The following is a 12973-nucleotide window of genomic DNA, read 5'->3' on the forward strand; positions in this document are numbered from 1 at the left end:
GCCCCTCACAGGAGACTTTTTATTTACTAAATTTAATTAGTCGTTTACAACAGAAACGTTAGCAGCTTGTGGGCCACGGTCGCTGTCTTCAACGTCAAGGGTAACATGTTGGCCTTCTTCAAGGGTCTTGTAACCGTCAGCATTGATAGCTGAGAAGTGAACAAATACGTCCTTGCCGTCTTCCAAAGTGATAAATCCGTAACCTTTGTCGCCATTAAACCATTTAACTGTACCTTGTTCCATAAGAATGAAACCTCCATGCGCTTTGCGCCGTTATATTTGCATTTGAAACTTGAAAATAGGAATCATTCTTAATAGAACGGTGTACCTTGTTTCGAAGTATAAATACATTATCTATACTTTAACAGCCATCCTCTAAAATAGCAATGATTTGCATCGAATAAGTCAAAATATTGCCATTTAGCGAACAACTATCAAGCGAGGAGTGGATATTGACAGATTATACAGACAAATTGTTTATTAAGAAGGGTTGAATACTTCTTCTGCGGCTTCTTTTCTTTTAAGGTAAAATAGGGTTAATTGAAAATAAGGGGATTATCAAATGATTAAACCTGAAAAGATCATTGATGGCACCAAATGGATTGAGACAATCAAGCTCACACCCGATGAAGAAATTCAATTACAAAAAGATTATGGAATTGATGAAGATATTATTGACTACGTAACCGACCGGGATGAAAGTACTAATTATGTATATGATGTCAACGAAAACGACCAATTATTTATTATGCTGGCACCATATGCCTTAAATAAGGAAGATATTCGCTACATTACCCAGCCATTTGGGATTTTGATCCATAAAGGAATCCTGTTTACTTTTAATCAAAGCCATATGACAAAGGTCAACGATGCGTTCCATTCGGCTTTCGAAAATCCGGAGGTGACAACTAGAGATTCATTTATTCTGGAATCGTTATTCTTACTAATTGACAGCTATATTCCAATTGCCCGTTCGGTGACGAAAAAGCGGAACCAGCTGGATAAAATGTTGAACCGAAAAACAAAGAATGCCGATTTGATTGCTTTATCACATTTGCAACAGACGTTGACCTTTCTAACGAGTGCAGTTCAGCTTAATCTGAGCTTACTGAAACGAATGCCAAGTACTCATTTCGGCAAGGGTGCCGATCAAGAAAAACGATATTTATTCGAAGATGTCACAATTGAAGCCGAACAGGTCCAACGAATGGTTGAAATTGAAACCCAAGTGGTCGACCGAATTGATCATACGTTCAATAGCATCGCCAATAATAACTTAAATGACACAATGAAATTTTTGACGATTTGGTCACTGACGATGGCGGTGCCGACGATCATCACAGGCTTTTATGGCATGAACGTGAAGCTCCCAATGGCAACAATTAGTTCAGCGTGGTTGATTGTGATTGGTATCTCCATGGTTGCGATTGCCGCGTTGCTGGTATTGCTGAGAATGAGACACAAAATGTGAATATGTATAACTGGATGGATATGGTCTTATCAACCCGCTTGATCTGAAAGCCCTATCGCTGTTAAACGACATTTACCAAACCTTTACGCTTCCAACGCCAAGCAAATACATTCACTCACTATAATAAAAGTGTTAAAACAATAGATGTGAGATCTTTTTTAGGGAGTGAGTGAATTGAAGGAAAATAGAACAGAATATTCAACTTCGCCTGTTCAAGAGCAGGGCATTCCAACCATGCAGTCAATTGCTGCGGAGGCTAGGCCAACAGTTTTAAGCCCCGTTAAATCAATTCAGGCGCATGAAATTAAACTTCAAGGGGCTTTTAATGTGCGTGATCTGGGTGGTTACCGAACGAAATCAGGGATGATGGTCAAAAGTCATCTTTTATTACGATCAGCTCGATTAAATCATCTCACCCGCAGTGACGTCGCTGTTCTGACACAGCAGTATCATGTAGGGGTTGATTTTGATTTGCGTCGGCCCGAAGAAATTCAACAGATGCCGGATAAACCAATACCTGGCGTTAGGTATGTCAATGATCCGGTGGATACTGACCGCAGTTTTCACTATCAAATTTCTGTTAAAAATAATCGAAAGCATTACCGAAGCTATATCGCCAACGATCAAGCCCGAAAAGCTTATCACCACTTGTTTATGACGTTACTTGATAAACCAGTTGGTAAGTCCATTTTGTGGCATTGTGCATCTGGTAAAGATCGAACGGGGCTGGGGGCAGCATTGATTCTTTATGTCCTCGGTGTTGACGGCAAGACGATCTTAAAGGATTATGTTGCGTCTAACGATTCCCTACGAGCCCATAATCAAAAGCGGCTTGCCATTTTACGTGAAAACGGCGCTTCAGCCGGGGAAATCCGCCACGCCAAGATCGATGGTGGGGTGGATCCAACTTACTTAGAGTCTGCTTTTGATGAAATTAATCACGAATTTGGTTCAGTCGAAGCATACATTGAAAATGGCCTGCATGTCACTCCTGAACAGCAAGCGATACTTAGAAAATGTTACTTAGAATAACGTTTAGATCCTGTGATTACCGGAATGGAATTGCAGGATTTTTTAGTCTCGAATTTCAAAGTTTTACTAAAAAACGGGCGAAATAGACTGTTTTTACTTTAACAACCAATTGTCCTGGTTTGGAATAAGCCATTTTATTGAATCAATTGGCACTATCAACTTTGCAATCTTGAGGAGAAACGTTATATATTTGGAAATGGAGAGGGAATTGCCCCAAACACATATTTTAGTAAAAAACAGGAAAAAGTCATTGACAGCGCTTTCATATAAAGCTATATTGAAGTTGTTGACATGCAAGTAAAAGAATTTTGATGAACAGCCCGTTTTACTAATAATCGGTATGACTGCAATCTATTTTATTTGATATCTTGGTAAAGCTGAAGTTCAAGGCTTGTATGGTTGGAGATAAATGTAAGCGGTTCACAAAGCGTCTTGCCGCTTCTTTATCAGTTGTGGTTTAAGCAAATCCAAAGGACGGTGCTTGGAGATGTTGGAAAGTAAGGATACGAGTTAGTCATTTTGCTTCAATTAGTCTTTATACGATAATCGATCTTATAATAGGAGTGAAAATAATGGCAGATAAAAATACAAAAAAACCAAGGGTAGTTGAAACGGCGGTTGGTGAAATTTCGAATGCCAAAGTTAAAGATTCTGAACAACCGAAATTGCCTTGGCTTATTTCATCAGCGATGTTCTTAGCGCCGCTGTGCTGGTATGGCCCAATCGGATCAACCCGAAACGTCTTAATTCCTCAGTTGTTTGCGCAAATTGACCCAGTACATAAAGTTTGGGCCGTTGGGATTTTGGCAACGATCGCATCAATTACCGGTGCGGTTGCCAACTTGATGTTTGGGGCTTTTCAGATGTCACTCGGACCCGCTTTGGTAAACGAAAACCTTACATTGTTCTTGGAACCATTGCAATTGCGATTTCACTGTGTGTGATTGCCAATATGAAGTCAGTTGTCGGGATCATCCTAGTCTGGATCGTTGCGGCGGCGGCCGAAAACGCGATTGCCGCGGCGATATATCCGCAGATTTCTGACCGGGTTGCCCCGAAATGGCGGGGGACCGTCTCGACTTTCTATGGGGTTGGCTTTACGATTGCGCAACAAGGATTTGCACTGTTAGCAGCTCAATTCCTGGGCAACGTTAAGTTCGGTATTTATGTCATGGCTGCAACAACCGTTGTTTTGGCAATTATTCACGTGGTCTTGATTAACGAAAAGAGTAACTTAGCCGAACCAAAAGTTAAATTTAACAAAGATACTTTGAAGAAGTATTTCTTCTTCCCAACCCACGGGGCGCGCAACTTCTACCTGGCTTTAGGCGGTAAGTTCTTCATGGTTGTTGGTTCAACCATTGTCACCACTTTCCAGCTGTTTATCTTTACTGATTACATTGGTCAAAATACCAAATCAGCTGGTCAATCAATTTCAATCTTCTCGATGATCATGCTCTTTATTGGTGTGTTCTTCGCCTTAGTTGGTGGCCCATTAGCTGATAAACTCAAGCGGGTTAAGGGACCGGTTGTTATCGCAACCTTTGCCCTTGGGTTAGCTGCCATCTTCCCAATGTTCTACAAGGAAGCCTGGGCAATGTTCGTATACGCTGTTATCGCTGCTTTTGGTAATGGCTTGTACAACTCTGTCGATGGTGCCTTGAACATGGATGTTTTGCCTTCATCAGATACTGCCGGCAAAGACCTTGGCTTAATTAACTTGGCCAACACGTTAGGTCAGATGCTAGGGGCCATGGTTGCCTCAGCAATCGTTGAAGCATTTGGTTACGGCGCCATCTTCATGTTTGCCTTGGGGATGGAGATTATCGGTGGCCTGTTAATTTGGTCAATTAAAGGAATCAGATAATGTTGATGAGGCTGCAAATGAAAGAAGAATATCGAATGTCATCAAACGAAAGTGAATGGAAAGCTGCATTACAGTCAAAAGAGAAGTTTGCGAATTTTATCAATAACTATTTTCAAGAACACAAGGAATTAACTGGGAATTATGAAACCCCAAGTTATTATGAATACTATACGGTTACGCTGGACAGCAAAGAGGGCTTGGTCATCACGCTGAAGACTGGCTTGAACCAAACGACCAATGCCACGCCAGTACTACCGTTTAAGGATTTGGAACATATTTCGATTGAACAGTTCCGCCAACTGATTTTGAATAAGAAGTTCGAGGATCAAAGCGAAACTTTAACTGATGTCTTTTCCAAGATGTTGGCGAGTCAGCCGAGTGCGCATATTAAACGAGATGAATAAAATTAGTGAAGCATTAGCTAAACAAACAGAGCAGAGACTGGGTCAATAGGCGATTTGATTCCAGAACTTAAGTGAAAGCGGCAGTGTATTCCAAAATCAGAATGCACTGCCGCTTTTGCTTAAAAATTCTAAAATCAGTCGTTTCTCGCAAGTCTTAGCGATGTAAAATGGTGAGCTTGAGTTGCATTTATAAATACTTTGCTCCATTAACATTATAAAATTCGCTATTCACATCTATTGATTGATAGTTCCACCCAGGACGCTTTCATGGCGAAAAATTTAGGATTCTCAAACCAATACTGACGGCGGTCTTAGGCGGTGGTAAATTGAGTCAATTTGATATATTGAAATTCCGATTCAAAAAGGAGTTTGTGATAATCAATGGTAACTGTCATACTAAACTTAATTAATCAATTTTAGGAGGAAAAATATGTCGCAACTTAAGATGGGCTTTCGCTGGTTTGGGTCAAAGGATGACGATATCTCCTTATCCCAAATCCGCCAAATTCCAGGAACAAAACAAGTCGTCGGTGCATTGTTTGATGTGCCGGTGGGAGCGGTTTGGCCGCAAGCTGAAATTGATGCGTTGAAGAAGAAAGTCACAGATGCAGGCCTCAAGCTTGAAGTGATTGAATCCGTGAACATTCATGATGATATCAAGATTGGTTTGCCTAGTCGGGATCAATACATCGCTAACTACATCCAAACCATCAAGAATTTATCGAAGGCCGGCATCAAAGTGATCTGCTATAACTTTATGCCCGTGTTTGACTGGCTCAGGACAGATTTACATCACCAATTAGCTGATGGCTCGAATGCCATGATGTATGAACAGTCAAAGCTGCCTCATGATCCGGAAGCGTTAATGGCTCAAATGAAGATGGGGTCGCGAGGCTTTTCACTACCTGGCTGGGAGCCGGAACGATTGGCTGCACTCAAGGATCTGTTTGCAGCTTATAAGGATGTTGACGAAGAGAAATTAGTCGCTAACTGCAAATACTTCTTGGATGCCATTATGCCAACCTGTGAGAAGTATGATGTTCGAATGGCGATGCACCCGGATGATCCGCCGAAGCCATTATTTGGTTTGCCGCGAATTTATAAGAACGTCGCGGATATGCGGCGGATTGAAGAACTGCATGAATCTCGCTACAACGGCTTCACCATTTGTACAGGTAGCCTAGGTGAAAATCCAGCCAATGATTTGCCAGCAATTATTCGCGAGTTCGTCCCTAAAGACCGGGTACCGTTCATGCACGTTCGTAATATCAAGTTTGTTAACAAGCAGGGTGATTTTCACGAATCAGCTCATCCATCGTCTGAAGGCTCACTTGATATGTTTGAGATCATGAAAGCTTTGCACGATACGAATTACGATGGCTACATTCGCCCTGACCATGGCAGAAACATCTGGAATGAAGATGGCCGCCCAGGATACGGATTGTATGATCGAGCCCTTGGAATCACGTATTTAACAGGACTTTGGGAAGCTTTGGAAAAGATGTAACAAGCATGCGGTGTGAATTGCAGACGAAAGGATGGTTATAATTTGAGTACACAATAACGGTCGCTAAGAACTAAAGGAGACCTGGGTTGTATCAACAAATTAAATGATGGGTTTAGAGCAATATTTCTCAAATTTAGGGATGCATTTAACCGAGAGTTTATTATAATTAAGCTAAATTGATTATCATAAAAAGGAGTGGTTCGAATTGTGCACAAGTGTCACGTTCTTATCTGAAACTGGTGATAACTTTTTAGCTCGAACAATGGATTTTGCATTTGAATTAAATGGTCGGCCAGTTGTGATTCCCCGCAAACAACATTTTCCAAGTGATGCTGGCGGTGCTGGATACGATACCCGGTATGGATTTGTTGGTGCCGGCCGAAATATGGGCAATTACGTCTGAGTAGACGGCGTTAATGAGAAAGGGTTAAGCGCTGCGGCACTCTACTTTAGTGGCGAAGCGGTGTATGCCGATCAGTTAACCGACCAAGTTAATCTGGCGCCTCATGAAGTGTTGAATTGGATATTGGGCAACGCGGTTGATTGTGGCGATTTAGCCAACCAACTCAAAGACATTAACATTGTCGACGCTCCGATCAAAGCATTGGGAAAGACCACGCCGCTTCACTGGATTATTTCTGATCGTTCTGGGGAATGCTATGTATTGGAAGTCCAAAAAGACGGTGTGAAGTATATTAAAAATCCAGTGGGTGTCATGACGAACAGCCCAGACTTTGACTGGCACATGAAGAACCTTAGCAATTACACTGAATTGAAGCCGTCGCCCCATCCAGCCCGTTCGTATAATGGCTACACCATCACTTCATTTGGTCCGGGGAGCGGGGCGCTTGGCATGCCGGGAGATTATACCTCCGTTTCCAGGTTTATTCGAACAGTCTTCATGAGAGAATACTCGGATCAAGTTTCAACTGACCAAACGGTTAACGAGTTGAGCCATATTCTTAATTCCGTTGAGATCCCCAAAGGAGTTAAATTGAAGCAGGATGGGAGTGAAGACTATACACAGTATCGTGGTTACATGGATACCCAAAACACGACGTATTACATGCAGCCTTATGGGAATCAGACAATCTATCGGGTGGCGTTGTCGGAAGACTTATTAAATAAACCCCAACCAACCGAATTCCCGATTCACAATGAGCAGCAGTATGAATCATTAGATTAACGCTTAAGTTAGCAATTAAATAGTCAACAAAAAGCCCAGTTCAAGCTGATTAACAACTTAAAATGGGCTTTTTAGGGCTTAATAAATTTGTTCAATGTTATTTCGAACGAATTTCCTTTAATTTTTGAATATATTCCTTGGCATTTTCGGTTACCTGATCATAGTCACCCGTTTCACCAGGGCAAACTAAATTACCGCCAGCACCGACACAAACGGTCCGGCTGTGAACCATTTGTCCAAGTTGTCTAAGTTAACGCCACCAGTTGGAATAATGTTGAGTTGTGGGAAGAGTGCCTTAACCGCACTGATCATTTTTGAGCTGGTAACACTGGCAGTCCGCATATCGGGAGATAACGATGAACAACGCGTATAAAACCAAAAAAGGTCACTTTAGTTGACCCACAAATTTTCTGGGTGGATACTTCAGGTGTGAATTATCTAATAGCATCGGGGAGGAATCTATTGTGACAAACTATGTAATTAAAACGGATATTGACTATGATCCGGTAAACCATCAACTGACCGACATTTACTATGACGGTGACCTGAAACAAAGTCGTGGAGCTATCATTGATATTCACGGTGGTGGGTGGTTCCGAGGGAATAAAACCAAGGACGCTGATTCATCGAAACGCTTTGTGGATGAAGGTTACTTGGTCGTCACCCCGGCTTATCGAATCACCCCAAAGGCCTTTTATCCGGCTCCCTTGGAGGACATGGATCACCTTTATGAATGGTTGGTTAAGTCGGACTTACCATTTGATCACGCACACATTGGCGCCTTTGGTTCGTCTGCCGGTGGCAACATGACCGTTGAATTGGCAATTAAATATGGTATTCCAATTGTCTCATTATCCGGTATTTTAGATATCGATAAATGGCTTGGCGAACATGTTGCGGTTGTTGCCAAAGAAGGCGACACTAGTGGCTTCAATTCCACCGCCAGTGCGAAAATTAACCAGGATGGGGCCAATGATCCATTCTACAAATGGTTTGTGACCAACTACTTTGGTGGCCGCACGGATCAATATGAAGCCGCAACTCCGGTCCATCGCGTAAACAATAAGACTGGTCAAATGTATCTAGGTAATTCCCTCAATGAATTTGTGCCCACCAGCGGGGTCCTTGACATGGCCAAAGCCCTCACGGATCACCAAATTCCGTATCAAACCAGAATGATTCCGGGAAGCCGCCACGCCAAAGGGTACTTGGACGACGTGTGGGATGATTTGGTCCTATTCTTTGATCGAACGATGAAGTAGAAAAATGCTCCAAAACAATTTGACATCATGATAAAAGGCGGTGGTCCTCAAAATCCAAACTAGGATTCTGGGGGCCACCGCCTTTTTATTGATCGTTAATTTCTCGAACCAAGTTTTACCAATAACCAATTGATTTGGTGAGTTTAGCCCGGTTAATATCGCGAGTCGATAATTTACCAGTTAAAATCGCAAATGAATTGTCGACAACTTTATAGTCTGTCCAGGTATACTTGAAATCCGAACCGGCAGATTCGAATTCCGAGGCCATGATGTCGTTTGAGTAGGGGGTATGATCCAATCCCAAGCTGTGACCCAATTTGTGAGTGATGACCGCTGTCCAATAGCGCTTGTATTGATGTTGGTAAGCGGCCGAGTTAGGTGAGGAGGCTCCGGCCATTTTGTCGCCAGTTAAATCGGTATAAACCGTTGGCAGGTAGTTGGCGTTATTGTAAAAATTGGCGTTGACGTAGACTTTATTTGTTTGATAGTAGCCATCCCAGGAACCATCCGGGGAGGTTGGCCCGTCTTTCATATTGACGGTGATGGTATGGTTGGTAGCCGTGCCAATTCGAAAGACCTTGGTGCCCAAAGCCACATTCCAATTCTTGATTGCAGCAGTGACATAGCCAGTCTCTCGAAGCTCAGCAGAAGGAACGTAAACGGTTGCCTGATGATGTTTAAAGACAGTCGGTTTACTCATCCGTTGGACGTTATAATTCTTATTAAAGAGGGTAAAGTAGCTGTAGTAAGTGCGAAAAGAAAAATGCCGGACGCTACTGGTTGGATTAAGATCCGGGGTTCGTTTGATTGCTTTAGCGAGTGTTTGCCGATTGACTGATTTGGTAGTCTTTGCAGCTGCCGTGACCGCAGACGTTGGATTTGTTGATGTTGAAACAAATGGTGCTGCCAAAACGGCCGTCAAGCCAATTAATAGTAAGGATCGTTTAATCTGGTGCATGGTCTCATCCCCTAATGTAAGCGTTTTAAGCTCTGCCTGAATCATATCATTTATCTGGAATCATATCAAAAAATACTGGAAAAAGAGTTCGGCGATCATGGTCGCAGTTCTCGTACCATGTTGTACCAAATTTCACCTGCATGATCAGATGCTGAGACGCCTTCATTCACATAACCGTGGCGTTCATAAAATGGAATCAACTCTTTTAAGCAGGTGAGCGTCACTGCTTTGCGGCCTTGGTCTTTGGCAACCATGGCCAATTCATCGAGCAATTTACCGCCAATGCCTAATCCTTGGAAAGCGGGATGGATGACTAGGCTCAAAACGGTTTGGTACTCGTCGGTCGAAATGTTGGGGTGGGAGGTTTCAAACAGGCCATCAGCTAAATACCGCTGATGATATGCTGGACCAACAATATAGCCGGCAACCTTGGCTTTGGCATTGGCCACGATGAACGTATCGGGATACTGCTTAATGCGGTCTTCCATGGCGGCTTCAGTCGCTGCCTCAGCAGGAGAAAAGCCGGTTTGCTCAATGACCATAATCTCTGGTAGTTGGCTGAGCTTAGCCGACTGGTAAGTAATTTTCAAAGTGACTAACTCCATTTCCGGTTTGGATATTTTGGCTGGGTGCTGGTTTTCACCCAACCGAGAATAGTATAATAGTAACATTGATTAGAAGTGAGATGGAATTTAATGAATGAAAAAGAATCTTTGCATCAGGATCATAACAAGCGGTGGGTAATCATGACGGCGGTATTTATCGCCACGTTCATGACCTCCGTTGAAGTCACAATTGTCACGACGGCATTACCGTCAATTATCAGTGAACTGCACGGCTTGGCATTTCAAAGCTGGATCATGAGTGCTTATTTATTGACGACAGCGATAACCACGCCGATATATGGCAAGTTGGCAGATACCCTCGGGCGGCGCAACGTCTTTCAATGGGGCGTGATTGTGTTCACGCTGGGGTCTTGTCTGAGTGGGCTGGCACCTTCTATTTTGATCTTAATCCTTGCCAGGGCGATTCAGGGAATTGGCGCTGGGGCAGTCATGCCATTGACGTTTACGATCATCGCCGACAATTTCAGCTTCAAGGAACGGGCCAATGTTTTGGCATTTAATAATACTGCTTGGGGATTGTCCGCGCTGGTTGGGCCGCTGATTGGTGGCTTTTTGGTTGACCAGCTCTCCTGGCATTGGGTGTTCTTTGTGAACGTCCCGCTGGGATTATTGGTTGCCTTACTGGTATGGCTCGGTTATCATGAAAAAGTTGAAGGGAAGCAAAAGCTCACGATTGATTGGCTGGGCATTACTTGGCTAACTGTCTTTTTAGTCGGCTTGTTGCTGGCAATCCAATTCATTGATACGAAACCACTGCCGGCGTTGGGATTATTTATCATTGCTTTCATCGGTTTAGGATTGCTGGTCAGGCAGGAACGCAGGGTTACTGATCCGTTGATGTCACCGAAGATGTTTCATTCAGCAACCTTTACGATTCAAATTGCCACCGCGATGATTTTGAGCGGTGCCCTGATCGGCTATCAAGTGTACTTTCCAATTTGGCTGCAATCCTTATACCACGTCTCAGCAACTGGGGCCGGCTTAGTGGTGACTTCCAGTTCGATTATGTGGTTGCTGGCCTCATTTGCAGTCGGGACGCTCATCGCTAAATACGTCCCAAAGTGGATCGCTGTGAGCTTGATTAGTGTGATGCTAATTGGCTACGTCTGCCTGATTTTTGCCGGGCACTCGTTTCCAGTCTGGGCATTCTATGTGATTGCGATGCTAAACGGAACCGGGATGGGGATCATTATCAGTATGAACACGATTTTGAGCCAGCATTTAGTGCCAACAAACATGGTTGGTTCGGCGACTTCGATATTGACACTTGGCCGGTCGCTGGGTCAGACAGTGATGGCCGGAATCTACGGGGCCATTTTAAATTTTGTCATTCGCCTGCAATTACATGGTGAATTGACGTTCGCGAAAGTAAATCGAGTGATCAGTTCCAAGCAACGGCTGCCAATTCCTAATCAAGCTGCCATAGATCCCATTGTCCTCACTGCGTTGCATATGGTGTTTGTCGCCGTGGTTGTCATGCTGATGGTGGCTGTGATGATCAATTGGTTGGATCCAAACAAAAAAATCGTGAAATAAGCTCGGCGATTGTCCACTTGATTAGTTGGTTCAATTGCGAGATTATAAGCTTAATAATGGTGTAAATGGAGGTAGCTATGGCTAAAAAAGTTGTGGTTCCAGAATCCTTGTCAGAGGATGGCAAGAAATATCTAACTGATCGGGGAATTGAACTGGTTGAAGTTCCAACGACCAGTAGCGAAAATATTTTGAAGTATGGTCAGGATGCTGATGGCATTATTTTGTTTGTCGATCCGATCGGCGAAGAAGTGGTTGCTCAAATGCCTAATCTAAAAATCATTGCCCGTCATGGGGTTGGTTACGACAATGTTGATCTCGATGCTAGTGCCAAACATGGTGTCTGGGTCACGATTACGCCCCATGCAAATGCGGCGACTGTGGCTGAAACGACGATCGCTGAGATGTTTGATTTATCTAAAAACCTCACCAATATCTCCAATGCTATGCGCCGGGGCGATAGTGGTTATGGGATGAAGCATCGTGGATTCGATCTATCAGGAAAAATCCTTGGGATCATTGGCTATGGTCGAATTGGTCATTGGGTTGCCAAGAAGGCCAGTGCGTTGGATATGAACATTTTAATTTATAACCGCACGCCAAAAGAGTCTGCTTATGGTAAATTCGTTGATTTTGACACGATCATTAAAGAAGCCGACGTGTTGACGCTGCATTTAGCCTCAACGCCGGAAACCAAACATATCATCGGCAAGCAACAGTTGGCTGCAATGAAAGCTTCCAGCGTGATTGTCAATTTGGGACGCGGTAGCTTAATTGATGAGGCTGCATTGATTGAAGCCTTACGTAACCGGACAATTGCCGGCGCTGCCCTGGATGTCTTCGAAAAAGAGCCACTACCAAAAGAGAGTCCACTCTTTACGTTGGATAATGTTTTATTGACCCCTCACATTGGGTCCAACACCGTTGAGGGTTTCTCACGGATGGCAACGGATGCAGCCAGCGAAGTGGTGAGGGTGCTGGATGGTGAGAAGCCTCAGTGGCCGGTGAACGAAGTTAAATAAAAAACGTCTTTAATGTGGTTCACATTGTGAAGTGCCCTACAATTGTTAGACAAGTAAGTCTAATGATTGTGGGGCTTTTCTTGTGACAAAATATAGTAGTCAATT

At 43.4% G+C, this 12973-nt stretch carries 10 protein-coding genes and 3 pseudogenes; 9 read left to right on the plus strand and 4 right to left on the minus strand.

The window, feature by feature from the left end:
* Nucleotides 1-36: 36 nt before the first annotated feature.
* Nucleotides 37-243, minus strand: coding sequence for a cold-shock protein (locus KTE19_RS04885; protein ID WP_008856094.1), 207 nt, complete (start codon nucleotides 241-243; stop codon nucleotides 37-39).
* 319 nt (nucleotides 244-562) lie between these two features.
* Between KTE19_RS04885 and KTE19_RS04890 the strand changes: the two genes are divergently transcribed.
* The 6 genes and pseudogenes from KTE19_RS04890 to KTE19_RS04915 all read left to right on the plus strand — a co-directional run bounded on the left by KTE19_RS04890 (nucleotide 563) and on the right by KTE19_RS04915 (nucleotide 7467).
* Nucleotides 563-1471, plus strand: a complete 909-nt coding sequence (locus KTE19_RS04890; protein WP_217341737.1) for a magnesium transporter CorA family protein — start codon at nucleotides 563-565, stop codon at nucleotides 1469-1471.
* A gap of 165 nt (nucleotides 1472-1636) precedes the next feature.
* The gene (locus KTE19_RS04895; protein WP_430681875.1) at nucleotides 1637-2503 is read left to right on the plus strand and encodes a tyrosine-protein phosphatase; all 867 of its coding nucleotides are present in this window, start codon (nucleotides 1637-1639) and stop codon (nucleotides 2501-2503) included.
* A 572-nt stretch (nucleotides 2504-3075) separates the two neighbouring features.
* Nucleotides 3076-4370 (plus strand): annotated as a pseudogene (locus tag KTE19_RS04900) (MFS transporter).
* A gap of 35 nt (nucleotides 4371-4405) precedes the next feature.
* Entirely contained in the window at nucleotides 4406-4774 is a 369-nt protein-coding gene (locus KTE19_RS04905; protein ID WP_217164781.1) for a hypothetical protein, read from the plus strand.
* A gap of 430 nt (nucleotides 4775-5204) precedes the next feature.
* Entirely contained in the window at nucleotides 5205-6281 is a 1077-nt protein-coding gene (gene uxuA / locus KTE19_RS04910) for a mannonate dehydratase (RefSeq protein WP_217341738.1), read from the plus strand.
* A gap of 205 nt (nucleotides 6282-6486) precedes the next feature.
* Nucleotides 6487-7467, plus strand: a pseudogene (locus KTE19_RS04915) (choloylglycine hydrolase family protein).
* A 97-nt stretch (nucleotides 7468-7564) separates the two neighbouring features.
* Here the strand turns inward: KTE19_RS04915 and KTE19_RS14235 are convergent.
* Nucleotides 7565-7779: pseudogene (locus KTE19_RS14235) on the minus strand (bifunctional 2-keto-4-hydroxyglutarate aldolase/2-keto-3-deoxy-6-phosphogluconate aldolase); the annotation flags it as partial.
* Between the two features lie 152 nt (nucleotides 7780-7931).
* Here KTE19_RS14235 and KTE19_RS04925 point away from each other — a divergent pair.
* Nucleotides 7932-8729, plus strand: a complete 798-nt coding sequence (locus KTE19_RS04925) for an alpha/beta hydrolase fold domain-containing protein (RefSeq protein WP_217164764.1) — start codon at nucleotides 7932-7934, stop codon at nucleotides 8727-8729.
* Between the two features lie 115 nt (nucleotides 8730-8844).
* Here KTE19_RS04925 and KTE19_RS04930 read toward each other — a convergent pair whose 3' ends face one another.
* Nucleotides 8845-9687 carry a matrixin family metalloprotease gene (locus KTE19_RS04930; protein WP_217341740.1) on the minus strand — a complete coding sequence of 281 codons (843 nt, stop codon included), beginning with the start codon at nucleotides 9685-9687 and terminating at the stop codon, nucleotides 8845-8847.
* 95 nt (nucleotides 9688-9782) lie between these two features.
* On the minus strand, nucleotides 9783-10277 hold the full coding sequence (locus KTE19_RS04935; protein ID WP_217341741.1) for a GNAT family N-acetyltransferase: 495 nt from the start codon (nucleotides 10275-10277) through the stop codon (nucleotides 9783-9785).
* A 105-nt stretch (nucleotides 10278-10382) separates the two neighbouring features.
* On the opposite strand from KTE19_RS04935, the gene KTE19_RS04940 reads away from it, so the two are divergent.
* Together KTE19_RS04940 and KTE19_RS04945 are read left to right on the plus strand one after the other, a co-directional pair.
* Complete coding sequence (locus KTE19_RS04940; protein ID WP_217341742.1) at nucleotides 10383-11849, plus strand: MDR family MFS transporter; 1467 nt, start codon at nucleotides 10383-10385, stop codon at nucleotides 11847-11849.
* Nucleotides 11850-11926: 77 nt separating this feature from the next.
* Nucleotides 11927-12868 (plus strand): phosphoglycerate dehydrogenase, encoded by a 942-nt coding sequence (locus tag KTE19_RS04945; protein ID WP_217341743.1) that lies wholly within the window; start codon nucleotides 11927-11929, stop codon nucleotides 12866-12868.
* Nucleotides 12869-12973: the final 105 nt, after the last annotated feature.

This window comes from Lentilactobacillus dabitei (assembly GCF_019061365.1).
GTDB lineage: Bacteria > Bacillota > Bacilli > Lactobacillales > Lactobacillaceae > Lentilactobacillus > Lentilactobacillus dabitei.